Here is a 26524-nt window from a genome sequence, read left to right as displayed (position 1 = left end):
TTAAGCGGCGCGACCCGCACTCACAGGGGGCCGAGGACCGCCTGCGATGCGCCGCCCACGATCGTCTCCCAGACGGAGAACCCCGTGAGGACGGTCAGCACCGCGTCGAACCCGAAGAAGGCGAACAGCATCGCGCCGACCAGATAGGCCTTCCGGACGTCGAACCGGTGGGAGAACCGGTGGAAGAGGTACGCGTTCGCGAGGCTCACCGGGACGATGACGAGCATCTCGCCGACCCAGATGGCCGAACTCGCGCCGTACTGGGCGGCGAGCCCGATGGTGACGAGCTGGGTCTTGTCGCCGAACTCGCCGGCTGCCAGCAGGGTGAAGATGGAGACGAAGCTCCCGACCCGCCCCGACACCTCGCGGCCGAGGACGGTCGTCCCGCCGTCGACGCTCGGCAGCGCCGCGTCGCCGCCGTCGGTTTCCGCGGCGTGTGGTCCGGCGTCGGCTGCCGGCGCCGATCGGAGCAGCAGCACCGCGAAGAGGAGGAACAGCCCCGCTGTGACCGCGTCGAGGGCGACCGGCGGGAGCACCTCCTGGACGGCCGCGCCGAAGGCGATCTCGACGGCGGTCCAGGCGGCGAACGCCGTCGCCGCGGCCGCCACGACGATAGCCGGACGGTACCGGGTCGACAGCCCGGCGATGATGAACTGCACCTTCTCGCCTGGGAGGACCGCGAGCTGTGCGATCGCCGCGACGACGACGAGTTCCGGGTAGCCGGTCACGCGTCGGTCGTCTTCGGGGTGGAGCTTTCACGGGCGTCGGTCCGTACCCGAACCGACGTGGCGATCGGTTCGGGTAGGCTCTGCTCGTCCCCGTCGACGTCGACGGTCACCATTCCGAACGGCGCCACGTCGACGACGGTGACGACGGTCCCCGGGGTGATGCCCGCCCGGTCGAGGTACTCGAGCTCCTCGTCGTCGCGGTCGCTCACCCGCGCGATGACGACACGGTCACCGACCTCGAAGTCGGTGAGCGGGTGCGTCTCGGCGTCCCCCGGCGGTTCGAGGTCGACGCCCGGGATCGGATCGCCGTGTGGATCGACGCTCGGGTTCCCGAGCGCCTCCGCGACCCGCCGCTCGAACTCCTCGCTGATGTGGTGTTCGAGGGCGTCGGCCTCCTCGTGTACCTCGCTCCAGGAGTAGTCGAGGTGTTCGGCGAGGTACGCCTCCAGCAGCCGGTGGTGGCGGATCACCTCCAGCGCGACGGTCCGGCCCTCGGCCGTCAGCTCGGCACCCTTGTACTTCTCCCGTTCGACGAGGCCTCGCTCGGCCAGCGTGTCGAGCATGCTCGTCACCGTCGGCGGGGTCTTGCCGACTCGTTCGGCGATGGCGGAGGTGGAAACCGGCGGCCCCTCCTCCGTCTGGAGGACGTAGATCGCCTTGAGGTAGTCCTCCATCACGTCGCTCAGCATACCCCGAATTAGTCGGGTCTAATCCTTATGTGTGGCGGACCGAACGGCGGGGTCGGCCGACCGTCGACCCGCGGACGACGAGCGGCCGGGGCAGTCGGCTGCGGCCGTGGGCACGGCTCAGATGCCCTTCCCCATCAGGTGGCTGCGCAACACGTCGGGCGTCTTTCCGCCGGCGTCGGGGTTCACGACGACCACCTCCTCCGCCGCGTCCAGATCCCCCTCCTCGGCCAGTCGCCACGCGCCGGCGAGCGCGACTCCGCCGGGGCCGCCGACTTCGAGGACCTCGGACTGTGCGACGGTGACTGCGCTCTCGAGCGCGTCGGCGTCGGGGACCGCGAACGCGTCACCGTCCGCGTCCGCGAGCGCGGCGAGCGCGCGGTCACCGCCCGCCGGTTCCTCGATCTCCAGTTCGCCCACGATGGTGTCCGGGCGGGTCCACGCCTCGACGGCGTCGGCGCCGGCCTGCCACGCGGTCGCGATGGGCGCGCAGCCCTCCGGCTGGACGGCGTACACCGAGGGGAGCGACTCCGTCGCGCCGACCGCCCGGAGTTCCCGGAAGCCCTTCACGACCCCGACGAGCAACTCGCCGGTCCCGACCGGAACGACGACGGCGTCGGGGACGCCGACGTCCGCGAACAGTTCGAAGGCGATCGTCTTCGCCCCCTCGTGGCGGTACGGCGTCGTGAACTCCTGGAGCGAGTGGTACTCCGTCTCCAGCTGGTCGTCCACCGCCGCGGCGGCGTCGGCGTAGCGCCCGCCGACGACCCGCATGTCGCCGCCGTGGACGTTCACCATGGCCTTGTTCGAGAAGGCCGTTCGCGAGGGGACGAACGCGTACGATCGGAGGTCGGCCCGCCCGGCGTAGGCCGCCGCCGACTGTCCCGCGTTGCCGGCGGCCGCGAGCGCGAGCGGTTCCAGCCCCCTGTCGGCCGCGGCGGTCGCGACGACGCTCATCCCGCGGTCGAGCACCGTCCCCGTCGGGTTTCGGCCCTCGTCCTTCACGTACGCGGCCGCGACGCCGAGCTCCTCGGCGAGTCGATCGGTCCGGACCAGCGGCGTGTCGCCCTCGTTCGCCGACAGGCCGCCCGTTGCCGGGAACGGGAGCAGCGCGTCGTACCGCCAGTGTCCCGGACCGTCGTCGGACGTCCGGCCGAGGAGGTCACCGGGTTCGACCGCGTCGTAGTCGTACGCCGGGTCGAGCGACCCTCCGCACTCGGGACAGCGCCCGTGCTCGTTCGCGTCGAACGACGCGCCACAGCCCGTGCAGTCGAGCCCGCGGAACGCCTGCGTCGTCTCCATGCGGCGGCGTTCGGCGCCCCGGGCATAGTGGCTTCCGTTCGGCGCCCGCCCGCGGTGAGCCGGCGCGGTCGTGGAACCGGCGGCCGTCCGGACTCAGCCCTCCCGCTCGAAGGCGTCGCGGCCGTGACGCTGGAGGGCGTCCAGGAACTCGTCGCGCTGGCGCCGAAGCTCCGGGGTCGGCTCCGCGTACACGTGCTCGAACATGGACGCGGGGTCCGCCTCGACCGACTCGGCCGCTTCGATCACCTCGGCCACCCGCTCGTCGGCGTCGGCCCCGATCGCCTCGACCCGTTCGTCGTCCAGCAGTCCCCGTCCGCGGAGGAACGCCTCGAACCGGGGGATCGGGTCCCACCGTTTCCACCGGTCGAGTTCGGCCTCCTCCCGGTACGCCGACGGGTCGTCGGCGGTGGTGTGTGCGCCGAAGCGGTACGCGACACACTCGACGAGCGTCGGGCGGTGGTCCGCGTCCCCGTCGTCCGCCCGGGCCTTCGCCGCCGCGCGCCGCGTCACGTCGTAGACGGCGAGCGGGTCCATCCCGTCGACGCGGACGCCCTCGAAGCCGTACGCGACGGCCTTCTCGGCGATGGTGTCGGACGCGGTCTGTCGTTCGCGCGGGACCGAGATGGCCCACTGGTTGTTCGTACAGAGGAAGACGTTCGGCGCGTCGAAGACGCCCGCGAAGTTGAGCGCCTCGTGGAAGTCGCCCTCCGAGGTCGCGCCGTCGCCGAAGTGGGCCGCGACGACGCGGTCCTCGTCCCGGTGGTCGAACGCCATCGCCGCGCCGACGGCGTGGGGGAGGTGCGCGGCGACGCCGATGTTCAGGGGGAACACGTCGACGTCCGCGAGCTCGGCGGTCCCCCCCTCGTGGCCCATCCAGTACGCAAGATAGCCCGGCGGGAACCCGCGGGCGATCACCGCGCCGTGTTCGCGGTACTGGTAGAACACCGGGTCGTCGGACCGGAGCGCGTGGGTGCCCGCGACGGAGACGGCCTCCTGTCCGGCGATGGCCGCGTACGTTCCGATGCGTCCCTGCCGCTGGAGGCTGACCGCCCGCTCGTCGAACCGACGGGCGGCCCGCATGTCGCGGTAGACGTCGAGAAGGGTCGCGTCGTCCACGTCGGGCACCTGCTCGACCGGATTCCCGTCCCGGTCGAGCACGCGGTACACGTCCCCCATCGGGTCCGCCGGCGCGTCCCCCTCCTCGGCCCGTGTCATACCCGAGCATGCGGCGGGTGCTCCGTATCCGTTCCGGTCGCTGCAATCGGCACGGTTCGCCGTGGCCGTCAGGTCTTCGACTCGCCGCAGTCGCCAGGTCCGCCCGTCGGCCCGCGACCCTCGGCGCGACTCACAGCATCCGCCTGAACGCCCCGAGCGGCGGGAACGTCACCGTCTCGCCCGCGTCCGGGTCACGGACGACGGGCCTGAGCGCGTCGGCGTCGGTCACGAACGGCGAGTCGAAGTCGCTGGTCCCCATGCCGTTCACCTGGACGCCCGGGGCCAGCCGCGTGAACGACGGGAGCATCAGCACGTCGGCGTCCCGGAACTGCTCCGGGCCGAACAGGAAGCAGGGCCGTCGGTGCCCCTCGACCGAGATTGTCGGGTGGTCGTGGCCGACGACGTAGCAGTCGGCGGTCTCGTCGGGGGGCGGCGCCTCGTGGCCGTGGCGGACGACGACCCGTTCGCCGTCCGCCTCGAGCGCGTACGCGTCGTGGACGGGCCCGTCCCACACCTCGGGGAGCATCGCGTCGTGATTGCCGGCGACCAGCACCGGCCTCGCGCCCGCGTCCCGACACGCGTCGGCGAGCGCCGAGAGCGCCCGATCGGTCCGGACCGACGCTCGACGGAACCGGTGAAGGACGTCGCCGGCGAACGCCACCTCGCCCGGCGAGTGCTCGGAGAGGAGTTCCCGGAGCCGTCCGCGGAGGTCCGCCGTCTCCCCGACGGGGTACTCCACGTCGGAGGCCTCGCCCCGCCCGACGTGGAGGTCGGCACAGACGATCGCGTCGGCGGCGGGCACGACGACGGCGCGGTCGCGAAAGCGGAACGACGGCACGACTCCATCGTGTCCTCGCGGACGGTAAGCCGTGTCGCTCGCGGTCGGCGTCGACGCGTCGGGGCCTCCCCTCGGTTCGAAACGACACGCGCTTGTGCCCCGGGCCGCTCGGTCGTGGCATGGAGGCGACCACGGACGGACGATACCGCGTGCTCTCGCGCGGGGAGGGGGCGGTCACGCTGGCCGACCTCGCGCCAGTCGAGGACCCGGCGGACGCCTACGAGCCCGTCCAGGTGGCCGCGACGGACTACGGCGGGAGCCTCGCGGACGCGGTCGCCGCGCTCGAACCGGGCTTCGTCGTGGACGCGGAGCTCGCCTGGGCCGGCGGCGAGGCGCGGTTCGAATCCGTCTCCGTCCGCCGGCGGGACCGGTACTGGTACGCCGACGACGTGGAGAACCTCTTCGAGGCGGCCCGCGACGCGTGGCGGGACGCTCGCGCCGCCGGAGACGCGATGGGCTCGCGGGTGACCCGGAACACGGACGGCGAGACGAACGGGGCGCTGTACGTCTTCGCCGACGCCGGCGCGCGGGACCTGCTGGCCGAGTTCCGGAACGGGACGACGCCGATCGAACCGCTCGTCGAGCGGGTGAACGAGGGGGCGATCGAGGACGCGAACGGGGACGGCGGAGGCGGGTACGACGCGGACGACGCGGACGACGTGGACGACGGGGCCGAGCATCCGCCCGAACGCGAGGTGTTCGTCCTGCGGCCCGCCGACGGTGCGTTCGTGGTCGTCTACGTCGCGTTCGAGCGGGACGGGTTGCTCGCGCGGACGGTCCGGGACACGTACTTCTAGCCCCGGATCGGACGACGGCTTGAAGCGATCAGTCGGTCAAGGGGACCGCAGAACTGGGCCCTGAGGGATTCGAACCCTCGACCACCCCGTTATGAGCAGGGCGCTCTGGACCGGACTGAGCTAAGGGCCCTCGGTACGGCAGTTCCGCGGAGACGGTCAAGTACCTTGCCCTCTTCGAACACGTCGGCATAGCTCGACACCGCGACCGTGAGGAGAAGCGCCGAAGCCAGGACTCGAACCTGGGACAACCTCGTTAACAGCGAGGTGCTCTACCAGCTGAGCTACTTCGGCAGGCACTCTCACGTACCGCGCTGCATTTGATAGGGCTTTCGTTTCCCCCCGATGGGACCGACACGCTCGTAACGGCCGGGCCTGAACGGGGGGACATGACCGACACGGACCTCGACGCGCTCGTCACCCGCGTACGCGAGCGGGTGACGCCCGACGCCGCCGAGCGCGAGCGGTTGCGGGCGGCCGCGAGCGACCTCGTGGCCCGCGCGACGGCCGCCGTCGCCGACCTCCCGGAACCGGCCGACGAGGCGGACGTGCTGCAGGTCGGCTCGACCGCGCGGGGGACGTGGCTCGCCGGGGACCGGGACATCGACGTCTTCGTCCGCTTCCCGACCTCGATCCCCACCTCCGACCTGGAGACGTACGGCCTCCGGGTCGGCCACGCGACGCTCCCCGACGGACGCGAGGAGTACGCCGAACACCCGTACGTGAAGGGCGAGTACGAGGGGTTCGACGTCGACCTGGTCCCCTGCTACGACGTGGAGAGCGCGGCCGACATCCGCTCGTCGGTCGACCGGACGCCGTTCCACAACGCCTACCTCGCCGCCAGGCTCGACGACGCCCTTTCGGGGGAGGTTCGGGCGTTCAAACGATTCCTCAAGGGGATCGGCGTCTACGGCAGCGACCTGCGGACGGAGGGATTCTCGGGCTACCTCGCCGAGCTGCTGGTGCTCGAACACGGCTCGTTCCGCGCGACGGTCGGGGCCGCCGCCGACTGGACGCCGCCGGTCGAGTTCGACCCGGAGGGCCACGGCCGCGCCTCCTTCGACGACCCGCTCGTCGTCGTCGACCCGACCGACCCCGAGCGCAACGTCGCCGCCGTGCTCTCGCGGGACAACCTCGCCCGCTTCCAGCACCACGCCCGCGACCTGCTCGCCGACCCGCGCGAGTCGGTCTTCTTCCCGCCCGAGCGCCCGCCGATGTCCGCCGAGGAGGTGCACGAACACGTTCGACGCCGCGGGACGGCGCCGGTCGCCGTCGCCTTCGACGCCCCGGACGTCGTGGACGACCAGCTCTACCCGCAACTCCGCCGGTCGCTCGACGGCCTCGAACGGGAACTGTCCGGCCGGGGGTTCGAGGTCGTCCGGTCGACGACCGCCGCGACGGAACCCGACGACGGCCGGCGGGCCCTGCTCCTGTTCGAACTGGCCCACCGGACCCTGCCGGCGGTCGAGCGCCACGAGGGGCCGCCGGTCCACGTCCGCGACCACGCCGAGGGGTTCTACCGGAAGTACGCCGACGCCGACGCCTACGGCCCGTTCGTCGCCGACGGCCGCTACGTGGTCGAGCGCGAGCGCGAGGAGCGGGACGCGGCGGCGCTGCTCGACTCGGATCTGCTGTTCGAGGCGGCCCTCGGGGCCCGGGTGGAGACGGCGCTCCGCGCCGGCTACGACGTGCTCGCGGGCGAGGAACTCGCGGGGCTCGACGGCGAGTTCGGGGACGAGCTGCGGGCGTACTTCGAGCCGCACGTCTAGAAGCCCGCGTCTAGAGGTCGAGCCGGTCCCGGAGGTCGTCGACGACCGCCTCCGTTCCCTCCTTCGGCCCCTCGTCGGGTTCGATGGGCGGCCGGCCGTCGAACGTCTCGTGGACGGTCGCGACCCCCTCCGCGAGCGTGTCGAGCCCGTAGCCGCCCTCCAGCACGAACGCGAGTCCGGCGCCGGTCCGGTCGGCCAGCCCGCGCATCCGGTCGGTCATGAGCGCGTACCCCTCCGTCGAGACGCGCATCCGCGAGATGGGGTCGTGCCGGTGTGCGTCGAACCCCGCGCTCACGAGGAGCAGGTCGGGGTCGAACCGCTCGATGGCCGGCCCGACGGCGTCCTCGACGACCGCGAGGTAGTCCGCGTCGGCCGCGCCCGCGCCGAGCGAGGCGTTCAGGGTCGTGCCCGCGCCGTCGCCGATCCCGGTCTCGGCGGCGTCGCCGGTGCCGGGGTAGAGCCCGTCCTCGTGGATGGAGGCGTAGAACACGTCGCCCCGCTCGTAGAAGATGTCCTGGGTGCCGTTGCCGTGGTGGACGTCCCAGTCGAAGACGGCGATCCGGTCCGCGTCCGCGTCGTCGTCGTCGAGCGCGGACTGGGCCGCCACGGCGACGTTGTTCACGAAGCAAAAGCCCATCGCGTCGTCCGCGACCGCGTGATGGCCCGGCGGGCGGCCGAGCGCGAACGGGGTCTTCCGGCCGTCCTCGCCGGCGAGCGCGCGCTCGCCGGCCCACTGCGCCTGTCCGGCGGCGGCGAGCGCCGCCGCCCAGGTGTTCCCGCTCGCGACCGTGTCGGGGTCCCAGTTGCCGCCGCCCGACTCGCAGAAGGACGAGACCTCCTCGACGTACTCCTCCTCGTGAACCGCTCCGACGGCCTCGCGGGAGGCCGGGTCGGCCTCGACGTACTCGACGCCGTGCTTCCGCTTCAGCCCCTCCCGGATGGCCCGCAGGCGATCGGGGTTCTCCGGGTGGCGGGCGCCGGTGTCGTGGTCGAGACAGGTCTCGCTGTAGCCGAAGCGCATCTACTCGAAGAGCGCGAAGTACGTCTCGATGTCCTCGCCCTGTACGGTCCTGCGGTCGGCGTGGCGCGCGAGGATGGCGGCCGCCCGCGCGACGTTGTCGGCGTAGTCCTCGAGGATGTCCGCGAGCGCGACCCGGGCGTCCATGGAGACCCGGTATGCGCCGTCGATGTCGAGCCGGGCGATGCGGTCGACCGGAGCGATGGGCAGCGTGAGTTCCTCCCGATCGACGAGCCGTTCGACCCCGAAATCGCCCGGCATCAAGGTCTTGCGCCCGTCCTCGTCCGCCCGGTCGGCGGCGGCGACGGCGAGTTCCGCGCCGCGCGTCTGGATGCGCCGGGCGAGTTCCTCGGCGGCGTCGGCGCTCACCCGGAGGTCGCCCGCGTTACGGCGGATGACCTCGTCGACGGGCGCGAACGGAAGCTCGACACTCATACACATACGCCGGTCTGTGGCCAGTATAACGCTTTCCGTTGACACGGTCCGGATCCCGTCCGGATTCCGGGCGTCCGGGAGGGCTAGAACACGTCCTCGGCGTCGATGGCGCCGTCCTGCTCGGTCCCCCGGACGGTCACCTCCTCCCCCAGCCGGAGCTTCGCACCCGTGTCGACGCTCCGCGTCTCCGAACCGTTGTCGAGGATGACCGGGTCGCCGGCCTGCACGACCGTCCCGGTGAACTCCACGACGCCGCCCCCGCCGCCCCCGTCGGCTCCGTCGGCGACCGCGTCGCCGCCGTCGGTGGTTCCATCGGCGTCGGCCGCCGCCGAGTCGGCCGACGCGGCGTCCGTCGCGGCGGCCTCGTCGGCGAACGAGGAGAGCCCGCCCTGGCCGGCGTCGCGGTCCCCGGAGCCGGAGTCGGCACCGCCGCCGGCCGACCCGCGCGACGTGGACGGCGCGGCCGGCGCGTCGCCGTCCAGCACCGAGACGGTCGACCGCCAGCCCGCCGACGCCTCGAGGTCGTCCTGCCAGCCGTCCTGGATCTCGACGTCGGTGAAGACGACCCGGTCCGCGAGGTCGATCCCCGCGTCGGCCTTCTCGCCCCACAGCGCGACGCGGATCTCGCCCGTCTCGTCCTTGATGCGGACGTTCCGGACCTGCCCCTCCGAGCCGTCGTCACGGTCGAAGGTGCGCTTCTCGTCCGTCTCGATGACGCCGCCGGCGACGTCGACGGTGTCGCCCAGTTCGAGCGCCGCGATGTCGGTCGTCTCGGGGACGTACTCCACGTCGGCGTCGGTCTCCTCGACGGCGCCTCGATTGCCGACGTGGAGTTCCAGCGAGCCGTCGCGCTCGCGGACGTAGCCGTCCACGACCTCGACGACGGTTCCGGCGTCGAGGTCCTCGGCCCGGTCCGCCCGTTCGTCCCAGAGGGTGACCCGGATGCGGCCGGTTTCGTCGCCGACCGTGAGGTTCGCGACGCGGCCCTCGGTGCCGTCGTCGCGGTCGAACGTCCGGATGGAGTCGGTGTCGAGCACCTTCCCGAGGAGGTTCACGTCCGAGACGCCGAGCGAGAGGTCCTCCACCCGGTACTCGTCGGTCGCCTCCACGTCGACCTCGGCGTCCTCGTCCGGCTCGGCCTTGTCGACGGCGACCTCCAGGCCGCTGTACCCCTCCTTCGGTCGCCCCATGATCCGGAGCACGTCGCCCTGGCTCAGCGTCTCGGCGGCGTCGACGGCCATCCCGTCCCACATCGAGGCGGTGACGCGGCCGGACTCGTCGGCGACCTCCACGTTGAGCACGTGGCCGTCATCGTCCTCGCCGTCCCGCTCGAACGTGCGGACCTCGCCGACCTTCATCACCTTCGCGAGGAACTTCACGTCGTCCATCCCCGGCTTGATGTCGGCGATCGAGTTCACCTCCTCGTCGCGGAGTTCGTGGGCGATGAGCATCGCGGCCGTCTCCTCGTCGGCCAGCCCGCCCATCTGCTCGACCTTGTCCTCGACGGCGGCCTCGAACTCCTCGAAGGGGACGTCGGTCTCCACGTCCTCGTAGACGTCCTCTATGTCGCCCATAATCCTGTCCCGTTGTGGGCGGACGCGTCGCTTAAGGGTTGCCGTTCGGCCGGTGCCGCCGGGGTCCCGGGCGGGTACCCGCGACGGTCGACCCGGTCACGGACCGGGTTCTCGACGCCACGGTCGGGCGGGGGATTCGTCCGCGTGAACCTCGGACTGGTCCGGCGGATCGGAGGACGGATCCCGGGAGTCCGCGGGCCGAATCGGAGGATCGCCGATCCGGTCCGGGGACGACGGGGGTCGGAGTCACGCCGGGGGTGGGACGCGAGCATGGCCGACCGTGGTCGCGCCCTCGGGCATAAACCCTCGGTCGGTACCCTGTCGGTCAGTCGCTCGTCGCGCGTCCGGCTTCGGTCCGTTCGTCCATCGACTCGTGAAACACGACGAGTTCGCTCGGTAGCCGCTCGCGGAACGAGAGCGTGACCTCGTACGCGCGATGGACCAGTTGCTGGGTACAGGCGTCCGGCGTCTCCTCGCCCGCCGTCGTCGTGACGACCACGGTCACGGCGTCGGTCTCCGCGTCGTACTCGACGTCGCCGAGCGTCGCCCGCTGGCAGCCGTTCCTCCCCGTGATACAGCCCGTGACGGTTGCTTCGTTCCCGTCGAACTCGACCCGGGCCGTCCCCGCGTCGTCGGAACCGCAGTCGCCCGTCGGGACGAACTCGCGGTCGGCGATGGTGAGCGTCGACCCGTCGGTCCCGGTTTCCGCGGGGGTGGAGTCGTCGTCGGAGGGGGTGGAATTCCCTCCGTCTGCGGGGGCGTCCGTTCCGTCCCCGTCGTCCGGGTCGTCCACCCCCCCGCCGGTCCCGCCGTCGAGACAGCCGCTCGCGGCGCCGAGGACGCTCACCGCCACCGTTCCCGAGAGGAAGCCTCGTCGATACATGTCCGTTCCGAGGGTCGCCACCGAGAAAACAACCCCGTTGGCACAAAGGGTCGTTTGTGCCTCGGGGGCACGGGGCCCCCGTATCGTAACGGTCTTAAGTCGGTCCGGAGTAGCAAGGGACGAGTCCCGATAGGGTAGTGGACCATCCTATTGGCTTGCGGAGCCAGTGACCGGAGTTCAAATCTCCGTCGGGACGTTCCGTTTTACCGACGCCACGCCGACGAGCGTAGCGAGTCGGCCGCGTCGGTTTTCGGGCCGAACCGCCGTGAACCGGGTCGAGGACGCCGCCCGGGGACACGCATATGGCGGTCCCCGACCAACCGCCGAGGGTGACCGAGTTCCGCCGCGCGCTCCGGGCGGGCGTCGCGCTGTACGACGCCGGGGAGTTCCACGCCGCCCACGACCCGTGGGAGGCCGTCTGGCTCCCGCTCGAGGGGGGAAGCGACGACGAACGGCTGCTCCACGGCCTCGTCCAGTTGACCGCGGCGGTCCACCACGCGCGAAACCGGAACTGGAGCGGCGCGGTCGGGCTCGCGGGGAGCGCGCTGGGATATCTCGACTCCCTCCCGGGGGAGTACCGCGGCATCGACCTCGCGACGGTCCGGCCGTTCCTCCGGGCGCTCGAGCGCGACCCGGAGCGGATCGAGCGGGCGCCGCCGGTTCCGCTCACCCACGAGGGCGAGGTGCTGGCGTATCCGGACCTCGAACTCGACGCCGCCGCGGTCGCGGCCGAGGTGCTCGCAGAGGAGTACGGGTTCGACGAGGGCGTCCTCGCGGACGCCATCGACTACGCCCGCGAGGAACGTGGAACGGGCCGCTCCCGGTTCGCCGCGATGCTGTACGACTTCCTGGCGGGGGAGCCGACGCGGGCGTTCGTGTTCGACCGGCTGGAGGGCCACGTCGAGCGGAAGCGGCGCGAGGCGGAGGACGTGGCCGGACTGTTCGAGGAACGGGACGTGGACGGGTAGCGGGATTCCGAAGACGACGCCGAGGTCGGTTGGGACGGCGAACTCGTCCCTCGAGTCTCGCTCCCCAAGACCCAAGTGTGCTACCTACTAACATGGGCGTACGGATGCGTCACCAGATCATCAGTGTGGACAGGTCGGCGTTCGAGCGCGTCCGCGACGCGATCCTCAACCGCGGCGATCCGGACGAGGACGACACGCCGACAGGTCCTCGCGTGCCGACGGCGGGATAGCCGTCGGTCCCGTCAATGCCCCGCGGCGCGGCAGTCAGTCGGGACTCCGGCGACGGTTCGGGAGGTCGTCGATCCGACTCGGAGATCAATCTTCGAGATCGTTGCCGCCGCGCGGTTCCCCTTCGAAGGTGTACTCGGCGGAGTTGTCCTGGGGGTCGTAGCCGAGCACCTCGCGTGCGCGCGCCAGCGAGTAGTACTTCCGGTCGTTGTCGGAGATGCCGTAGACGATCTCGTAGCCGTACTCCGCGCGGAGACAGCGGTCGAACAGGTGCGCACAGTCCCGGTGGGAGAGCCACATCGCCTGGCCCCGCTCGTACTCCTTGGGCGGGTGTGACTTCGTGAGGTTCCCGATGCGGACGCAGACGACCGAGAGGCCGTCGTGGTCGTGGTAGTAGCGTCCCAGCGTCTCGCCGGCGGCCTTCGAGACGCCGTAGAGGTTCGACGGGCGGGGCAGTTCGGTGCCGTCGAGCCGGTAATCGTCGTCCCGGCGGTACATCCCGGGCGTCCGGTCGTCGGTCTCGTAGGCGCCGACCGCGTGGTTCGAGGAGGCGAACGCGACCTTCCGGACGCCGACGTCGACCGCGGCCTCGAACAGGGCGTGGGTGCCGTCGATGTTGTTCCGGAGCACCGAGTCCCAGGGGGCGTTCGGACGGGGGTCGCCCGCGAGGTGGATGACCGCACCGACCCCCTCGACGGCCCCCCGGACGGCCTCCTCGTCGGTGACGTCCGCGACGACCACGTCGTCGCTGGCGACGCCGTGGGGGAGTTCGTCCTCGCTCAGGGGCTCCCGGTCGAGCAGGCGCCAGTCGTAGTCGGGGCCGATCCCCGCGAGGATGGCCTGGCCGACGCGACCGCCCGCACCCGTGAGCAGCACCGGGTCGTCCATTCGGTCGGCAGTCGGGCGGGCGGGGGTAAATATGGGTCGGTCGGCGCCCGGTCGTGTCGGGACCGATCGCCGCGCGACTCCGGCGTCGAGGCTAGTTCGTCCCTCGAGACGGCCCCGAGCGTAGCGCGCGAAACACGATCTCACCGCAGGCGAATCGCGGACCGCCAACACTCAAGACGGGAGGGTGGCAAGCGTGCGACCAGATGATCCCGCCCATCGCGAGTCGGTTCGTCGCGGGCGACACCGCCGCCGCGGCGTTCGAACACGCCCGACAGTGCAACGAGGACGGCGTGAATCTCATCCTCAACCTGCTCGGCGAGCACTACCGCGAGCGCGGCCCCGCCGACGAGGACGCGGCCGCCTACGAGCGCCTGATCGCGGACATCGGCGGCACCGACCTCGACGCCTGCGTCTCCGTGAAACCCTCCCAGCTCGGGCTCGACGTCGGCGAGGACGTGTTCCGCGAGAACTACCGACGCGTCGTCGAGGCCGGGCGGGAGCACGACGTGTTCGTCTGGTGCGACATGGAGGACGCGACCACGACCGACGCGACGCTCGACGCCTTCGAGGGGCTCGCGCGCGAGCACGGCGGCGGCGTGGGTCTCTGCGTCCAGGCGAACCTCCGGCGCACCAGGCAGGACCTCGACCGCCTCGTGGACGTTCCCGGAAAGATCAGGCTCGTGAAGGGCGCGTACGACGAGGACCATTCGATCGCCTACACCGACAAGGCGGACGTGAACGAGGCGTACCGCGAGGGGCTGGAGCTCCTGTTCTCGCGGCGCGACGCGGGCATCGCGGTCGGCAGCCACGACCCGGCGATGGTCGCCTACGCGCGCGAACTCCACGCCGAGTACGGGAGCGAGTTCGAGGTGCAGATGCTGATGGGCGTGCGCGAGGACGCACAGCGGGACCTGGCCCGCGAGGGCGTTGAGGTGTGGCAGTACGCCCCGTACGGCGGGAAGTGGCTCTCGTACTTCTACCGCCGCGTGCGCGAGCGCAAGGAGAACCTGCTGTTCGCGCTCCGGGCCGTAGCGGGCGTGTGAGTCCACGACTCCGCCGGCGCCGCGACCGAATGTAGAAGGGATGATAAGCCCCCGTACCCCATTCGAAGTCGAGACCAACAATGTCCACGTGGAAGCGGGACTTCGCGAGCGGGCTCGTCGTCGTCCTCCCGCTCCTCGTCATCCTGTTCGTCGCGAACTGGCTCTACCTCCAGATACTGGGCCTGCCCGTCGTCCCCCGAATCGAGTGGACGAACCCGCCGAACTGGATGCAGGACTGGTTCATCAGCGTCGTCGTCAACTTCTTCCAGGTCGTCATCGTGCTCACGGTGTTCGTCCTCGTCGTGTTCGCCGCCGGGTACATGATGCGGACGACCGCCGGCCGGTTCGCCGAGGACGTGGTCGACGACGCCATCAACCGGGTCCCCATCATCCGCGTGCTGTACAACGCCTCGAAGCTCGCCGTCGAGACCGCCCTGACGGGAACGGAGGAGCTCCAGAAGCCCGTCAGGATCGAGCCGTGGGACGGGATGCGCATGACCGCGTTCAAGACCGGCAAGACCACGGCCGACGGCCGCGACGTGGTGTTCCTCCCGACGGCGCCCAACATCACGACCGGCTTCGTCATCGAGGCGGACCCCGACGACGTCACGGAGACCGACGAACGCGTCGAGGACGCGCTCACCCGCATCCTCTCGGCCGGGTTCGGCGAGGGGGACGAGCGGCCGGGAAGCGTGGCGAGCACCTTCGGACGGACCGGCAAGGGGGACGCCAAGGACGGAAGCGGCGAGGGAAGCGTCGGCGGGACGAACCCCGCCGGGGCGAGCGGCGACGAATCGGGCGAGCGCGACGTCCGCGAGGGCGACGACTAGCCGGCCCCCGACCGGGACGCGGAGGGGCGTTCGAACGCGGTTTCCGAACCGTGAAGTAGCGTGCGGTCCCCGGTTCGGGCATGAGCGACGACGTGTTTCCCGGGATGGACGCCGACGACGTGGACCTCCTCCAGTCGTTCATCGAGAGCCACGGCTTCCTCTCGTGGCTGAACCTGCGGGTCGAGGACCTCGACCGCGGCCGCATCGTCATGTCCGTCCCGTACGACGAGAAGCTCGTGAACCCCGGCTCGCCGGTCGGCTCCATCCACGGCGGCATCGCCGCGACGCTCGTGGACACCGCCTCCGGCTTCGCGCTCCGCTCCACGTTCGAGGACCCGGTCGAGGGGTCGCTGGCGACGACGGACCTGAACGTCACCTACCTCAGGCCCGCGACCGACGACCTCCGCGTCGAGGCCGAGGTGCTCCGGGCGGGCGGGTCGATGGGCTACACCGACACCGTCGTCTCCAGCGTCGACCCGGATGGCGAGGAGAAGGACGTCGCGGTCGGGCGGACCTCCTACCGGCTGTTCAGGGACTGAAGCGCGTCGACGGGCGGGAGACGGTTCGTGAGGCGGTCGGGAGCGGAGTACGGTTCGTGGAGCGACGCCGACAAGATATTTATCCGATCGGGAGGGAGGTGAACGCATGTCGACCGACGACCCTCCACGGCTCAACGTCTTCGGGAAAGCGGCGGCAGCCTGTCTGCTGCTCGGCCTCGGCTTGCTCCTCGTCGGCGGGACGGCGTACGCGTGGTACGCGGCGGGTCTCCTCGGCGCGGCGGTGCTGGCCGTCGCCGTCGCGATCGGGCAGTCCGACTCCGGGACCGACGGGCCCGCCCCGGACGACCGCGACCGGACCGACCGACGCGCGGACAGGGAGAAGGAGGTCGAGGCGTTCGAGGACGGCTTCTCCTGAGGCGGTTCGCCCGACCGGTCCCCGCCCTCAGAGCACCCGGTTCGCGAGCGGCTCGCCCGCGGCGAGCCGCCGGACGTTCTCGCGCACCAGCGCGGCGACGCGCCGGTAGTAGTCGCGGTTCGCCGCGGCCGCGTGGGACGTGACGATCACGTTCTCCATGTCCCAGAACGGCGAGCCCTCCGGGAGCGGCTCCGTCTCGAAGACGTCCAGCGCGGCCCCCGCGAGCCCGCCGTCCCGGAGCGCGTCGAGCAGCGCCGCGTCGTCGACGACGCCGCCGCGCGAGACGTTCAGGAGGTAGGCGTCCTCGCGCATCGCCGCGAGTTCGTCGGCCCCGACCAGCCCGCGCGTCCGGTCGGTGAGCGGCGTGGCGACCGCGACGAACCGGGCGTCCGCGACCGCGTCGTGGATCCCGTCCGGCGTGTGGACGGTTCGCACGTGTTCGACCGGGGTCGGGGTCCGCCTGACGCCGACGACGTCGGCGCCGAGCGCGTCCGCGCGCGCCGCGATTCCCCGCCCGAGCGTTCCGAGTCCGACGACGCAGACCGACTCCCCCGAGAGGGTGAACGCCTCGTCCCAGTCGGGGTAGCGCCACTCGCGCCGAGGTTCCCGGTCCCGGTGGCGGTGGAGGCGCCGGGCGAACTCGAGCATGTACCCGGCGACCGTCTCGCCGACGGCGTCGCCGTGGATGCCGGTGCTGTTAGTGAGGCTGATCCCCCGTCGCTCGAGTTCCTCGAACGGGAACCGGTCGACCCCGGCCTGGATCGAGTGGATCCAGGAGAGGTCCGAGGTCAGGAACGAGTCGTCGTACGCGAAGGTGACGAGCGCGTCACACCCCGCGAGTTCGTCCGCCGTCTCCACCACCCGGACGTCCGAGAGGGCGCGCTTGTACGCCGGGTCGTCACCTTCGCCGGACGGGTCGAGCGCGTCGCGCAGGACGGCCGGCGGGAACAGTTCGCCGACGGAGCCGTGGACGCCGACGGTCGTTGACATGGGGAGAGCTACCGACGAACGAAGCATGAACATTTTGCTACGACGGCGGTCGCGAGCCCGGTCTCGCGTCGAGGGACGGTGATCGGCCGCGTCGAGTTACGGCGCCGGCGGCCGGCGGGTCGGACCTCGGCCCGTCGGCGGCCGACGGGTCGGGATTCGGCGCCTCGACGCCGGCGCCCCGGAGGGGGCGACCGCCCGCTCAGAAGGGGTACTCCCGCGGTTCGTGCTGGAGGGAGATCCACTTCTTCTCGGTAACCTCCTCGAGGATGTCGGTGCTGTTGTAGCCGCCGACCCCCGAGGCGTCCGTGCCGCCGAACGGGACGTGCGCCTCGTCGTTCACAGGCTGGTCGTTGACGTGGACCATGCCGGTCTCCAGCCGCTCCGCGATCTCCAGCCCGGTGCCGACGTCGCCGGCGTGGACCGACCCCGAGAGGCCGTACTCCGTGTCGTCGTGGATCTCGACCGCCTCGTCGACGTCCGAGAACGGGATGACCGGGGCGATCGGTCCGAAGTGCTCGAAGCACGCGGCGGACATGTCGTTGGTCACCTCGGAGAGCACCGTCGGCGCGACGAGCAGCGAGTCGTCGACCCCGTCCATCCCGACGGTCTCGCCGCCGGTCTCCAGCGTCGCGCCCGCCTCGACCGTCTCCTCGACGTAGCCGAGCATCTCGTCGCGCTGGGACTCGTCGATGATGGGTCCGACGACCGTGTCGGGGTCGTGGGCGCTCCCTACGGGGAGCGACTCGGCTCGCTCGGTCATCAGGTCGACGTACTCGTCGTATACGTCCTCGTGGACGATGTGGCGGTTGATCGAGATGCACACCTGGCCCTGGTGGACGAACGAGCCGAAGACGGCCGAGTCGACCGCCGCCTCGACGTCGGCGTCGGCGGTGACGACGTGTCCGTTGTTGCCGCCCAGTTCCAGGGCGGCGGACGCCAGGTTCTCACCGGCGGTCGCGGCGACGCCGCGGCCGACCGGGGTCGAGCCGGTGAACGCGACGACGTCGCTCTCGGGGTGGCCGACGACGCGGTCGCCGATCTCCGAGCCGCGGCCGGTCACGACGTTGAGCACGCCCGGCGGGAGCCCGGCCTCCTCGTACAGTTTCGCGATGAGGAGCCCGCCCGTGATCGGCGTGTTCGTCGCGGGCTTGAGCACGACCGCGTTGCCGGCGGCGATGGCGGGCGCGACCGCCCGCCCGGAGAGGTTGAGCGGGAAGTTCCACGGCGAGACGACGGTGACGACGCCCGCCGGTTCGCGCCGGACGAGGTTCTCCTTGCCGGGGACGTTGGAGCCGGCCTGTTCACCCTTCATCCGGCGGGGGAACGTCGCCGCCTCCGCGGCCTGGTCGGCCGCGATCCGAACCGACGTCTCGCCCATGACGCGCGACCCGCCCGCCTCGTGGGCCAGCAGGTCGACGATCTCGTCCTCGTGCTCGTGGAGCGCCCGCGCGAACGCCTGTGCGACCCGTTCGCGCTCGGCCGGCGGGGCGTCGGCCCACTCGGCTTGCGCGTCCGCGGCGGCCTCGTAGGCGGCGTCGACGTCCGCCTCGACCCCGGACGGGACGCGCGCGATCTCCTCGCGGGTCGACGGGTCCTCGACCGCGATCCCCTCGCCGCCCTCCGAGGGAACCCATTCGCCGTTCAGGTAGAGACCGTTCCAGTCCGCCTCGAGCGAGAGTTCCGGTGCCATCGGAGGGGGTAGGGGACGGTCACGTAAAAGTCGCGGGCGGGAAACGGCGTGGCGTTTAGCCCCGCGTCCCCGGCCGGGGCTCGCGTCCGCGGGCCGGCCCGCGAACCGCGGTCGGGCCGGGGTGGTCGCGCGAGCAACCCTTTTCCACCCGCCCGCCGAACTCCTCCCCGAAGGATGACTCCCGAGGAGCGCGTCGAGTACGAGCCGACGAGCGTGAAGGCCGTGCTGGCCGAGATGAAGGACACGGCCGAGCTACTCATCGACCTCTCGTACTCGGCGGTCCTGCACGGGAGCGACGACCTGGCCGCGGAGGTGCTGGAACTGGAGTCGCGGATGGACGAACTCCAGCTACAGGCCCGGATGAGCGTCATGATGGCCGCGCGCTCCCCCGAGGACGTCGAGGTGCTGGCGCCGGTGCTCGGCGTCGTCGGCGCCGCCGAGAAGATCAGCGACGCGGCCGGCGACATCGCGAAGGTGGTGCTGGAGGAGGTCGGCCTCCCGGACGCGATCCGCGCGGCGCTCCCCGAGGCGGTCGAGACGCTCGTTCGGGCGGAGCTCTCGCCCGACTCCGCGTACGCCGGGCGGACGCTCGCCGACGCCAACGTCGAGACGGAGACCGGCGTCCGCGTCATCGCGGTCCGGCGGGGCTCCGACTGGCTGTTGAACCCGGGCGCCGAGACCGTCCTCCGGGCCGGCGACACGCTGTTCCTCCGCGGGGTCGAGGAGGGGCTGGGGGAGGTGTTCGAGGTCGCCACGGGGCGAGCCTACGAGCGGCCCGAACCGCCGGCGCCGAGCGTCGAGGACCTCGAACGCGCCGTCGACTCCGTGGTGCTGATGAAGAACATGAGCGAACTCGCCGTCGACCTCGCGTACGGCTCGGTGCTGTTCGACAGCGAGGCGGTCGCGGGCGAGGTCGTCGAACTGGAGGCCGAGGTCGACGCGCTCAAGTCCCGGTTCGAGGCGTGGACGCTCCGGGCGGCGGCGGGCGTGGAGGACCCCGTGTCGCTCAGGGGGCTCGTCCACCTCGCGTCGGCCACGGAGGTCATCAGCGACGCCGCCCTCGAGATCAGCGAGGGGGTGCTCAGGGGGCTGGACGCACACCCCGTCGTCGCCGAGGCGGTCGAGGCCTCCGACGAGGTCATCGTCAGGCTGGAGGTCGCCCCGAACGCCGAACTCGCGGGCGCGACGCTCGGCGAGCGGACCGTCAAGCAGGAGACCGGGATGCGCGTCATCGCCGTCCGCCGCCCCCCGCGAGGGGCCGCAGCCGGCGACGCGGACGAGGGGCGGGACGGCGAGGGCGGGAACGACGAAGACGGGAACGGGGAGTGGGTCGTCTCCCCCAGCGCGGACACCGAACTCGTGCCCGGGGACGTCGTGCTCGCGAAGGGGACCCGTGCCGGCGCGGAGCGACTCTCCGCGCTGGTCGGCGACCCCCGCGAGTTCGAGGACTGAGCCGGCGCTTACGTCTCCCTGCGAACGAGCAGGACGAGCGAGACGACGGTGAGCCCCGTCGCCACGAGGATCGCGACCGCGGCCGCGAGCACGAACGCGAGCAGGACGAAGTACCCCTCCGGGCCGAGCACCGGATACTCGCGCGTCTCAACCACTGGACCGAGCAGTTCGAACGTCCGGACCAGATAGACGCCGAGCGCGAACAGCAGTCCGACGCCGACCCCGACCAGCGCGTTCCGCCTGACGGACAGCGCCTCGAGCATCGCGGCCCGCGGGGGCCGGTCGACGGCGTCGGCGTCGCCGTCGTCGCGCTCTCCCCCGCCGTCGACGGGCGTCTCCGGGACGTTTCGGCTCACGGCGGGCGTTGTGCGGGAGCCCCCAAAGCCTCGTCGTTCACGCGTACGCCGCGAACACCTCGCCCCGGAGAGGTCGTCGCCCGTCCCCACCAGCCCCACGGCGGTCGCGCTCGCGAACGCCGCGACCGGCGAGACGCCGTGGACGACGTCGCCGAGGGACTCGCCGGACGAGTCGTTCGAGGCGTCGTAGAGGACGTGCTGGGCGACGGTGGCGACGGCCCCGAAGCCGACGCCTCGGCTCCGGTCGCGTAAACGGTTCGGATCGCGGCGGGGCGACCCGGGGGCGGGTCGGTCGCCCGGCGCCCCGTTTCGGACGGCGCTAACCGCCGCCTAATCTCGCATCGAACCTGAAGGACTTTATTCGTCGGGGGAGAGGCGGGGTGTATGGGACTGTTCGACCGGCTTCGCGGGGCCGACAACCCGCGCGTCGCGTTCGTCGGAATCGACGGCGTGCCGTATTCGCTGCTCGACGACCACCCGGAGGAGTTCCCCAACTTCGCCGCGCTGGCGAGGGAGGGGTCGAGCGGCGCCATCGACTCCATCGTGCCGCCGGAGTCCTCGGCGTGCTGGCCCGCGCTGACGACGGGGGTGAACCCGGGCGAGACGGGCGTGTACGGGTTCCAGGACCGCGAAGTCGGGTCCTACGACACGTACGTGCCGATGGGCCGCGACGTGCAGGCCACCCGCCTCTGGGACCGCGTCGCCGAGGAGGGGCTCGACGCCACGGTGATGAACGTGCCGGTGACGTTCCCGCCCCAGCGGAACGTCCAGCGGATGGTCTCGGGGTTCCTCTCGCCGGGCGTCGACAAGGCCGCCTACCCCGACGAACTCAGGGAGTACCTCGAATCGACGAACTACCGCATCGACACGAACGCCAAACTCGGCCACAGGGACGACAAGTCCGAGTTCCTGGAGAACGCCTACGAGACCGTCGAGGCGCGGATGGAGGCGTTCGAACACTACATCGAGGAGGACGACTGGGACCTGTTCTTCGGCGTGTTCATGACGACCGACCGGGTGAACCACTTCCTGTTCAAGGACTACGAGGAGGACGGCCGGTATCACGACGAGTTCATCGGGTTCTACGAGCGGATCGACGAGTACGTCGGCCGCATCCGGGAGGCGCTCGCCGACGACGTGACGCTCGTCGTCGCCTCCGACCACGGGTTCACCTCGCTGGACTACGAGGTCGAACTGAACCGGTGGCTCCAGGACGAGGGATGGCTCTCGTTCGAGGACGACGACCACGACGAACTCGGCGACATCGCCGACGACGCGCGGGCGTACTCGCTCATCCCCGGCCGGTTCTACCTGAACCTCGAGGGGCGCGAGCCCCGCGGGTCGGTGCCCGAGTCCGAGTACGAGGCGACCCGCGAGGAACTGAAGGCGGACCTCGAGGCGCTGGAGGGACCGAACGGGAGGAAGGTCGCCGCCCGCGTCGTGGAGAAGGAGGAGGCGTTCCGCGGCGAGCACGACGACATCGCGCCGGACCTCGTCGTGATCCCGAACGACGGCTTCGACCTCAAGTCGAAGTTCAAGCCCCACGACGACGGCGTCTTCTCGCAGGGGCCCCGCAACGGGATGCACAGCTTCGACAACGCGACGCTGTTCGTCGACGACCCCGAGGCGACCGTCACCGACGCGGACCTGCTCGACATCGCCCCGACGATCCTGGAGCTGATGGACCTGGAGTACAGCCGGACGGAGTTCGACGGCGCCTCGCTGGTCTGAGCTAGCTGCGTTCGTCGGTTTCGAATCGTGACCGCCGTCGGTACTCTCTCGTGCGTTTGCCGGCCGACGGTCGACGGGATGCGGCGGGCGCACACGCGAGCGACCGCAGTTCTCGCGAGCGGAGCGAACGAGAGCACGCGGGTCGAGCGGAGCGAGTCCCGCGAAGGGAGCGGGCCGCGCCCGCCGGGGAGGCCTGGGGACACACCGTGACGCTCGCCCGTCCGTCCCACGGGGCGGGACTGAAAGGGGCCGGGCTTTCGAGGTCGTCACAACAGTACCCCCGACGCTCCCGACCGTCGTCCTTCGAGGGGCGGCCCCTCCGTACGAACCGCGTGCTACCCGAAACTCTCGACCTTCGCGTCCGCGACGTCGACGCCGGCCGCGACAAGCGCCTCGGAGGCCTCGTCGACGAACTCCGAGAAGCCGTACACGAACGCGCGCTCCCCCTCGACGCCCGTGACCGCGTCCGCGACGGCGTCCTCGATCCCGTCGTCGGTGACGACGACGCTGGCGCCGCGCTCGCGGATGGCGTCCAGCCGCTCCGTGTGGGCCGGATCGTCGTCGCGGTAGACCACCGCCGCCTCGTTGCCGGCGTCGAGCGCCGCCTCCGCGATGGCGACCGCGGGACCGATCCCGGGCCCGCCGGCGAGGACGAGCGCGCGCGGCTCCCCCTCGTAGTAGTCGTCGCCGAACGGACCCGAAAGCTCCACGGTGTCTCCCGACTCCAGCGACGCGAGTTTCGCCGAGAAGTCGCCGCCGTCGAGGCCCACGGTCGTCTCGAAGGTCCCCTCCGTGTCCGGCGAGGAGACCGTGTAGAAGCGCGACTCTGGTTCGCCGTCCACCTCGGCGGTGAGGCGGGCGAACTGTCCGGGCTTCGCGTCGAACTCCGACGGCGCGTCGAACACGACTGCGACCGTGTCGGGGCCGACGTCCTCGACCGAGCGGACCGTGATGGTGGCGTCCATGCCCCCAATTCGGACCGGGGGTACGGGAAGGTGTCGCTCTCGCGCGGACGCGTGCTTCGGTGCACCGGAGGGGGAACGGTACCACACGGGGAGCGATCGGTGTCGTGCGGGAACTGGTAGAACAGAACGGCTGCCGTGCGGGACGGGTCGAATACGGAACGGGAACGGATCGAGCGTGAAGCGAGGAGGAGCCGATGGTTCCGGAGAATTCCGGGTGGCGGACGGGCGGACGACGCTCGCGAATGCGTCTACGCGTGCGTGTTTGCGCGCATACGCGGAAAAAGCCGACGAACGTTCGGTTTTCGGCCCCCCGTGGGACGGGTGATTCGACGGATGACGACGAACCGGCCGGTATTCCGTCGAGTGGCAACGTCTACGTGGAGGCCGACGGTCCCCCTTTCAGAAGGCTTTTCCTCCGACCGCGGGAACCATCGACTAGTATGCCAGCGGACTTCAACTGGGCCATCGGCGGGGAGGCCGGCGATGGGATCGACTCGACCGGGAAGATCTTCGCGCAGGCGCTCTCCCGGGCGGGCCGACACGTGTTCACCTCGAAGGACTTCGCATCCCGGATCCGGGGCGGCTACACCGCCTACAAGGTGCGGACCTCCGTCGACCGGGTCCAGTCGGTCGTCGACCGCCTCGACGTGCTCATCGCGCTCACGCCGCGGACCATCGACGAGAACCTCGAGGAACTCCACGAGGGGTCGGTGATCATCTACGACGGCGAGCGCACCACGATGCAGGACGTCGAGATCCCCGACGAGATGGTCGGGCTCGACGTCCCGCTGAAGGGGCTCGCGGAGGAGGCCGGCGGGGCCATCATGCGCAACGTCGTCGCGCTGGGCGCGGCGTGCGCGGTCACGAGCTTCCCCATCGAGAACCTCGACTCCTCGCTGAAGAAGCGCTTCGGCGACAAGGGGCAGGCGATCGTCGAGAACAACAAGGAGGCAGCCCGGAAGGGCCTCGACTACGTCACCGAGGAGTACGACGAGGACGACCTGGGCTACGACCTCGACACGACCGACAACGACTACGTCCTCCTGAACGGCGACGAGGCCATCGGGATGGGCGCCATTGCCGCCGGCTGCAAGTTCTACGCCGGCTACCCCATCACGCCGGCGACCGACGTGATGACGTACCTGACCGGCCGCATCGAGCGGTTCGGCGGCCACGTGGTGCAGGCCGAGGACGAACTCGCCGCCATCAACCTCGCGCTCGGCGCGGCCCGCTCCGGCGCCCGCTCGATGACCGCGACCTCCGGACCCGGCATCGACCTGATGACCGAGACGTTCGGGCTGATTGCGACCTCCGAGACGCCGCTGGTGATCTGTGACGTGATGCGCTCGGGCCCCTCGACCGGGATGCCGACCAAGCAGGAACAGGGCGACCTCAACACCCTGTTGCACGGCGGGCACGGCGAGGTCCCGCGGTTCATCCTCGCCCCGACGACCGTCGCGGAGTGCTTCTGGAAGACCGTCGAGGCGTTCAACCTCGCCGAGCAGTACCAGACGCCGGTGTACCTCACCTCGGACCTCGCGCTCGCGGTCACCGAACAGACGTTCGAGCCGGACGCGTTCGACATGGACGCGGTCGAGATCGAGCGCGGCAACGTCGTGGACGAGGAGTCGATCGGCGACCACCAGACCGAACAGGAGCAGTTCAAGCCCCACGAACTCACCGAGGACGGCGTCAGCCCGCGCGCGTTCCCGGGAACCGCTGGCGGCGCGCACATGTCAACCGGCCTCGAACACGACGAACTCGGGCGCCGAACCGAGGACACCGAGATGCGGGTGAAGCAGGTCGACAAGCGCGACCGGAAGGTCGCGACCGCCCGGGAGCGCGAGGACTGGAGTCCCCGCGAGTTCGGGAACCCCGACGCGGAGAACCTCGTCGTCTCCTGGGGCTCGAACGAGGGCGCGCTCGTCGAGGCGCTCGCGTTCCTCGAGGAGGACGGCGTCGACGTGCGGGTGCTCTCCGTGCCGTACATCTTCCCGCGACCCGACCTCTCGGAGGAGTTCGAGGCCGCGGAGGAGGTCGTCGTGGTCGAGTGCAACGCGACCGGGCAGTTCGCGGACGTGCTCGAACACGACACGCTTACCCGCGTGAAACGAATCAACAAGTACAACGGCGTCCGCTTCAAGGCGGACGAACTGGCGACGGACATCAAGGAGACCCTCAGCGCATGAGTTCCCAGGTCAGATTCACGGACTTCAAGTCCGACAAGCAGCCGACGTGGTGCCCCGGGTGCGGGGACTTCGGCACGATGAACGGCATGATGAAGGCGCTCGCGGAGACGGGGAACGACCCCGACAACACGTTCGTCGTCGCCGGCATCGGCTGTTCGGGCAAGATCGGCACGTACATGCACAGCTACGCCATCCACGGCGTCCACGGCCGGGCGCTCCCGGTCGGCGCCGGCGTCAAGATGGCGAACCCGGAACTGGAAGTGATGGTCGCCGGCGGCGACGGCGACGGCTACTCCATCGGCGCGGGCCACTTCGTCCACGCCGTCCGCCGGAACGTCGACATGTCCTACGTCGTGATGGACAACCGCATCTACGGGCTGACGAAGGGCCAGGCGTCCCCGACCTCGCGCGAGGACTTCGAGACGGCGACGACGCCCGAGGGGCCCAAGCAGCCCCCGGTCAACCCGCTCGCGCTCGCGCTCGCCTCGGGCGCGACGTTCATCGCACAGTCGTTCTCCAGCGACGCGCTCCGCCACCAGGAGATCGTCCAGCGGGCCGTCGAGCACGACGGCTTCGGGTTCGTCAACGTGTTCTCTCCGTGCGTGACGTTCAACGACGTGGACACCTACGACTACTTCCGCGACTCGCTGGTCGACCTCGACGAGGAGGACTACGACCCGACCGACCGCGAGGCGGCCAAGGAGAGGGTTCTCGACGCGGACAAGGAGTACATGGGCGTCCTCTATCAGGACGAGGACTCCGTCCCGTACGAGGCCCAGCACGGGCTCGACTCGCCGATGCACGAGGTCGACGACGGCGCCCCCGAGGGCGCGATGGACCTCGTTCGCGAGTTCTACTAGGAACCTCTTTTGCGGGGGTCGCTCCTCGCTCGGGCGGCCGGAGGCCGCCCTCGCTCGTCGAACCCCCGCAAAACCCGTTCATGCCAAAAGGCCGCGAGCCACGGTCGGCGTGGCTTCGCCACGCCTCCCTCGCTCGCGGTGGGTATCGGAATGACTGATCTCCTGGTCGGGGTTCGT

26 protein-coding genes and 3 tRNA genes are annotated in these 26524 nt (G+C 71.0%); 13 read left to right on the top strand and 16 right to left on the bottom strand.

The features are described 5' to 3' along the window. Positions 1 to 20: 20 nt before the first annotated feature. The 5 genes from HUG12_RS18320 to HUG12_RS18300 form a co-directional block, all read right to left on the bottom strand. Positions 21 to 728, bottom strand: a complete 708-nt coding sequence (locus HUG12_RS18320) for a TMEM165/GDT1 family protein (RefSeq protein WP_179270158.1) — start codon at positions 726 to 728, stop codon at positions 21 to 23. Continuing rightward, a complete protein-coding gene (locus HUG12_RS18315; RefSeq protein ID WP_179270157.1) occupies positions 725 to 1417 on the bottom strand; it encodes a metal-dependent transcriptional regulator in 693 nt (230 codons plus the stop codon). The genes HUG12_RS18320 and HUG12_RS18315 overlap by 4 nt, the downstream gene beginning before the upstream one ends. Before the next feature lie 117 nt (positions 1418 to 1534). Next, positions 1535 to 2716: a threonine synthase gene (locus HUG12_RS18310; RefSeq protein WP_179270156.1), complete on the bottom strand. Its 1182-nt coding sequence runs from the start codon at positions 2714 to 2716 to the stop codon at positions 1535 to 1537. 93 nt (positions 2717 to 2809) lie between these two features. Beyond that, positions 2810 to 3931, bottom strand: coding sequence for a pyruvate dehydrogenase (acetyl-transferring) E1 component subunit alpha (pdhA, locus tag HUG12_RS18305; RefSeq protein WP_179270155.1), 1122 nt, complete (start codon positions 3929 to 3931; stop codon positions 2810 to 2812). A gap of 130 nt (positions 3932 to 4061) precedes the next feature. Further along, the gene (locus HUG12_RS18300) at positions 4062 to 4769 is read right to left on the bottom strand and encodes a metallophosphoesterase (RefSeq protein ID WP_179270154.1); all 708 of its coding nucleotides are present in this window, start codon (positions 4767 to 4769) and stop codon (positions 4062 to 4064) included. Between the two features lie 119 nt (positions 4770 to 4888). Between HUG12_RS18300 and HUG12_RS18295 the strand changes: the two genes are divergently transcribed. Further along, positions 4889 to 5566 (top strand): DUF6663 family protein, encoded by a 678-nt coding sequence (locus tag HUG12_RS18295; protein ID WP_179270153.1) that lies wholly within the window; start codon positions 4889 to 4891, stop codon positions 5564 to 5566. Positions 5567 to 5620: 54 nt separating this feature from the next. On the opposite strand, the gene HUG12_RS18290 is transcribed toward HUG12_RS18295, so the two are convergent. Together HUG12_RS18290 and HUG12_RS18285 are read right to left on the bottom strand one after the other, a co-directional pair. Further along, positions 5621 to 5696 (bottom strand) — tRNA-Ile (locus tag HUG12_RS18290). Positions 5697 to 5784: 88 nt separating this feature from the next. Further along, positions 5785 to 5857, bottom strand: a tRNA-Asn gene (locus HUG12_RS18285). 95 nt (positions 5858 to 5952) lie between these two features. Here HUG12_RS18285 and cca point away from each other — a divergent pair. Beyond that, positions 5953 to 7332 carry a CCA tRNA nucleotidyltransferase gene (cca, locus tag HUG12_RS18280; RefSeq protein WP_179270152.1) on the top strand — a complete coding sequence of 460 codons (1380 nt, stop codon included), beginning with the start codon at positions 5953 to 5955 and terminating at the stop codon, positions 7330 to 7332. A 10-nt stretch (positions 7333 to 7342) separates the two neighbouring features. On the opposite strand, the gene HUG12_RS18275 is transcribed toward cca, so the two are convergent. From HUG12_RS18275 to HUG12_RS18260, 4 genes are all read right to left on the bottom strand, one after another. Further along, positions 7343 to 8353: a histone deacetylase family protein gene (locus HUG12_RS18275; protein ID WP_179270151.1), complete on the bottom strand. Its 1011-nt coding sequence runs from the start codon at positions 8351 to 8353 to the stop codon at positions 7343 to 7345. Further along, complete coding sequence (locus tag HUG12_RS18270) at positions 8354 to 8785, bottom strand: histone (RefSeq protein WP_179270150.1); 432 nt, start codon at positions 8783 to 8785, stop codon at positions 8354 to 8356. It lies immediately after the preceding gene. Positions 8786 to 8868: 83 nt separating this feature from the next. Beyond that, positions 8869 to 10359 (bottom strand): single-stranded DNA binding protein, encoded by a 1491-nt coding sequence (locus tag HUG12_RS18265; protein WP_179270149.1) that lies wholly within the window; start codon positions 10357 to 10359, stop codon positions 8869 to 8871. 325 nt (positions 10360 to 10684) lie between these two features. Beyond that, positions 10685 to 11242: a hypothetical protein gene (locus HUG12_RS18260; protein ID WP_179270148.1), complete on the bottom strand. Its 558-nt coding sequence runs from the start codon at positions 11240 to 11242 to the stop codon at positions 10685 to 10687. A gap of 123 nt (positions 11243 to 11365) precedes the next feature. Between HUG12_RS18260 and HUG12_RS18255 the strand changes: the two genes are divergently transcribed. From HUG12_RS18255 to HUG12_RS21925, 3 genes are all read left to right on the top strand, one after another. Then, positions 11366 to 11438 (top strand) — tRNA-Arg (locus HUG12_RS18255). 106 nt (positions 11439 to 11544) lie between these two features. After that, the gene (locus HUG12_RS18250) at positions 11545 to 12210 is read left to right on the top strand and encodes a DUF309 domain-containing protein (RefSeq protein WP_179270147.1); all 666 of its coding nucleotides are present in this window, start codon (positions 11545 to 11547) and stop codon (positions 12208 to 12210) included. 104 nt (positions 12211 to 12314) lie between these two features. Continuing rightward, positions 12315 to 12440, top strand: a complete 126-nt coding sequence (locus HUG12_RS21925) for a hypothetical protein (protein WP_281362312.1) — start codon at positions 12315 to 12317, stop codon at positions 12438 to 12440. Between the two features lie 85 nt (positions 12441 to 12525). Here HUG12_RS21925 and azf read toward each other — a convergent pair whose 3' ends face one another. After that, positions 12526 to 13326: an NAD-dependent glucose-6-phosphate dehydrogenase Azf gene (gene azf, locus HUG12_RS18245; protein ID WP_179270146.1), complete on the bottom strand. Its 801-nt coding sequence runs from the start codon at positions 13324 to 13326 to the stop codon at positions 12526 to 12528. A 203-nt stretch (positions 13327 to 13529) separates the two neighbouring features. Here azf and HUG12_RS18240 point away from each other — a divergent pair, with 203 nt between their 5' ends. From HUG12_RS18240 to HUG12_RS18225, 4 genes are all read left to right on the top strand, one after another. Beyond that, positions 13530 to 14369 (top strand): proline dehydrogenase family protein, encoded by an 840-nt coding sequence (locus HUG12_RS18240; RefSeq protein WP_179270145.1) that lies wholly within the window; start codon positions 13530 to 13532, stop codon positions 14367 to 14369. An 80-nt stretch (positions 14370 to 14449) separates the two neighbouring features. Next, complete coding sequence (locus HUG12_RS18235; RefSeq protein ID WP_179270144.1) at positions 14450 to 15199, top strand: DUF502 domain-containing protein; 750 nt, start codon at positions 14450 to 14452, stop codon at positions 15197 to 15199. A gap of 80 nt (positions 15200 to 15279) precedes the next feature. Continuing rightward, on the top strand, positions 15280 to 15738 hold the full coding sequence (locus tag HUG12_RS18230) for a PaaI family thioesterase (RefSeq protein ID WP_218836352.1): 459 nt from the start codon (positions 15280 to 15282) through the stop codon (positions 15736 to 15738). Between the two features lie 106 nt (positions 15739 to 15844). Next, positions 15845 to 16114, top strand: a complete 270-nt coding sequence (locus tag HUG12_RS18225; protein WP_179270143.1) for a hypothetical protein — start codon at positions 15845 to 15847, stop codon at positions 16112 to 16114. Positions 16115 to 16141: 27 nt separating this feature from the next. Here the strand turns inward: HUG12_RS18225 and ddh are convergent, their stop codons facing one another. Together ddh and HUG12_RS18215 are read right to left on the bottom strand one after the other, a co-directional pair. Further along, complete coding sequence (gene ddh, locus HUG12_RS18220) at positions 16142 to 17104, bottom strand: D-2-hydroxyacid dehydrogenase (protein WP_179270142.1); 963 nt, start codon at positions 17102 to 17104, stop codon at positions 16142 to 16144. A 199-nt stretch (positions 17105 to 17303) separates the two neighbouring features. Next, complete coding sequence (locus HUG12_RS18215) at positions 17304 to 18794, bottom strand: aldehyde dehydrogenase family protein (protein ID WP_179270141.1); 1491 nt, start codon at positions 18792 to 18794, stop codon at positions 17304 to 17306. 174 nt (positions 18795 to 18968) lie between these two features. On the opposite strand from HUG12_RS18215, the gene HUG12_RS18210 reads away from it, so the two are divergent. Then, the gene (locus tag HUG12_RS18210) at positions 18969 to 20246 is read left to right on the top strand and encodes a potassium channel family protein (RefSeq protein ID WP_179270140.1); all 1278 of its coding nucleotides are present in this window, start codon (positions 18969 to 18971) and stop codon (positions 20244 to 20246) included. Positions 20247 to 20254: 8 nt separating this feature from the next. Here the strand turns inward: HUG12_RS18210 and HUG12_RS18205 are convergent, their stop codons facing one another. Continuing rightward, positions 20255 to 20509: a DUF7536 family protein gene (locus tag HUG12_RS18205; protein ID WP_179270692.1), complete on the bottom strand. Its 255-nt coding sequence runs from the start codon at positions 20507 to 20509 to the stop codon at positions 20255 to 20257. Between the two features lie 477 nt (positions 20510 to 20986). On the opposite strand from HUG12_RS18205, the gene HUG12_RS18200 reads away from it, so the two are divergent. Beyond that, complete coding sequence (locus HUG12_RS18200; protein ID WP_179270139.1) at positions 20987 to 22333, top strand: alkaline phosphatase family protein; 1347 nt, start codon at positions 20987 to 20989, stop codon at positions 22331 to 22333. A 335-nt stretch (positions 22334 to 22668) separates the two neighbouring features. On the opposite strand, the gene HUG12_RS18195 is transcribed toward HUG12_RS18200, so the two are convergent. Beyond that, a complete protein-coding gene (locus tag HUG12_RS18195; RefSeq protein WP_179270138.1) occupies positions 22669 to 23298 on the bottom strand; it encodes an FAD-dependent oxidoreductase in 630 nt (209 codons plus the stop codon). A gap of 440 nt (positions 23299 to 23738) precedes the next feature. Here HUG12_RS18195 and HUG12_RS18190 point away from each other — a divergent pair, with 440 nt between their 5' ends. Together HUG12_RS18190 and HUG12_RS18185 are read left to right on the top strand one after the other, a co-directional pair. Next, entirely contained in the window at positions 23739 to 25487 is a 1749-nt protein-coding gene (locus HUG12_RS18190) for a 2-oxoacid:acceptor oxidoreductase subunit alpha (RefSeq protein WP_179270137.1), read from the top strand. Beyond that, positions 25484 to 26347: a 2-oxoacid:ferredoxin oxidoreductase subunit beta gene (locus HUG12_RS18185; protein WP_179270136.1), complete on the top strand. Its 864-nt coding sequence runs from the start codon at positions 25484 to 25486 to the stop codon at positions 26345 to 26347. The genes HUG12_RS18190 and HUG12_RS18185 overlap by 4 nt, the downstream gene beginning before the upstream one ends. The last annotated feature ends 177 nt before the right edge of the window (positions 26348 to 26524 follow it).

Origin of the sequence: Halorarum salinum, assembly GCF_013402875.1 — an archaeon.
Taxonomy (GTDB): Archaea; Halobacteriota; Halobacteria; order Halobacteriales; family Haloferacaceae; genus Halorarum; species Halorarum salinum.
Note: the sequence above shows the minus strand (reverse complement) of the source record. Positions and strands in the feature narration are given on the sequence as shown.

Excerpts from the sequence above, each read along its gene's own strand:
- HUG12_RS18190 (WP_179270137.1), top strand. The coding sequence starts at position 23,739 with ATGCCAGCGGACTTCAACTGGGCCATCGGCGGGGAGGCCGGCGATGGG.
- HUG12_RS18250 (WP_179270147.1), top strand. The coding sequence starts at position 11,545 with ATGGCGGTCCCCGACCAACCGCCGAGGGTGACCGAGTTCCGCCGCGCG.
- HUG12_RS18185 (WP_179270136.1), top strand. The coding sequence starts at position 25,484 with ATGAGTTCCCAGGTCAGATTCACGGACTTCAAGTCCGACAAGCAGCCG.
- cca (WP_179270152.1), top strand. The coding sequence starts at position 5,953 with ATGACCGACACGGACCTCGACGCGCTCGTCACCCGCGTACGCGAGCGG.
- HUG12_RS18225 (WP_179270143.1), top strand. The coding sequence starts at position 15,845 with ATGTCGACCGACGACCCTCCACGGCTCAACGTCTTCGGGAAAGCGGCG.
- HUG12_RS18295 (WP_179270153.1), top strand. The coding sequence starts at position 4,889 with ATGGAGGCGACCACGGACGGACGATACCGCGTGCTCTCGCGCGGGGAG.
- HUG12_RS21925 (WP_281362312.1), top strand. The coding sequence starts at position 12,315 with ATGCGTCACCAGATCATCAGTGTGGACAGGTCGGCGTTCGAGCGCGTC.
- ddh (WP_179270142.1), bottom strand. The coding sequence starts at position 17,104 with ATGTCAACGACCGTCGGCGTCCACGGCTCCGTCGGCGAACTGTTCCCG.
- HUG12_RS18310 (WP_179270156.1), bottom strand. The coding sequence starts at position 2,716 with ATGGAGACGACGCAGGCGTTCCGCGGGCTCGACTGCACGGGCTGTGGC.
- pdhA (WP_179270155.1), bottom strand. The coding sequence starts at position 3,931 with ATGACACGGGCCGAGGAGGGGGACGCGCCGGCGGACCCGATGGGGGAC.
- HUG12_RS18275 (WP_179270151.1), bottom strand. The coding sequence starts at position 8,353 with ATGCGCTTCGGCTACAGCGAGACCTGTCTCGACCACGACACCGGCGCC.
- HUG12_RS18205 (WP_179270692.1), bottom strand. The coding sequence starts at position 20,509 with ATGCTCGAGGCGCTGTCCGTCAGGCGGAACGCGCTGGTCGGGGTCGGC.
- HUG12_RS18315 (WP_179270157.1), bottom strand. The coding sequence starts at position 1,417 with ATGCTGAGCGACGTGATGGAGGACTACCTCAAGGCGATCTACGTCCTC.
- HUG12_RS18270 (WP_179270150.1), bottom strand. The coding sequence starts at position 8,785 with ATGAGTGTCGAGCTTCCGTTCGCGCCCGTCGACGAGGTCATCCGCCGT.
- HUG12_RS18230 (WP_218836352.1), top strand. The coding sequence starts at position 15,280 with ATGAGCGACGACGTGTTTCCCGGGATGGACGCCGACGACGTGGACCTC.
- HUG12_RS18195 (WP_179270138.1), bottom strand. The coding sequence starts at position 23,298 with ATGGACGCCACCATCACGGTCCGCTCGGTCGAGGACGTCGGCCCCGAC.
- HUG12_RS18265 (WP_179270149.1), bottom strand. The coding sequence starts at position 10,359 with ATGGGCGACATAGAGGACGTCTACGAGGACGTGGAGACCGACGTCCCC.
- azf (WP_179270146.1), bottom strand. The coding sequence starts at position 13,326 with ATGGACGACCCGGTGCTGCTCACGGGTGCGGGCGGTCGCGTCGGCCAG.
- HUG12_RS18240 (WP_179270145.1), top strand. The coding sequence starts at position 13,530 with ATGATCCCGCCCATCGCGAGTCGGTTCGTCGCGGGCGACACCGCCGCC.
- HUG12_RS18235 (WP_179270144.1), top strand. The coding sequence starts at position 14,450 with ATGTCCACGTGGAAGCGGGACTTCGCGAGCGGGCTCGTCGTCGTCCTC.
- HUG12_RS18215 (WP_179270141.1), bottom strand. The coding sequence starts at position 18,794 with ATGGCACCGGAACTCTCGCTCGAGGCGGACTGGAACGGTCTCTACCTG.
- HUG12_RS18260 (WP_179270148.1), bottom strand. The coding sequence starts at position 11,242 with ATGTATCGACGAGGCTTCCTCTCGGGAACGGTGGCGGTGAGCGTCCTC.
- HUG12_RS18210 (WP_179270140.1), top strand. The coding sequence starts at position 18,969 with ATGACTCCCGAGGAGCGCGTCGAGTACGAGCCGACGAGCGTGAAGGCC.
- HUG12_RS18200 (WP_179270139.1), top strand. The coding sequence starts at position 20,987 with ATGGGACTGTTCGACCGGCTTCGCGGGGCCGACAACCCGCGCGTCGCG.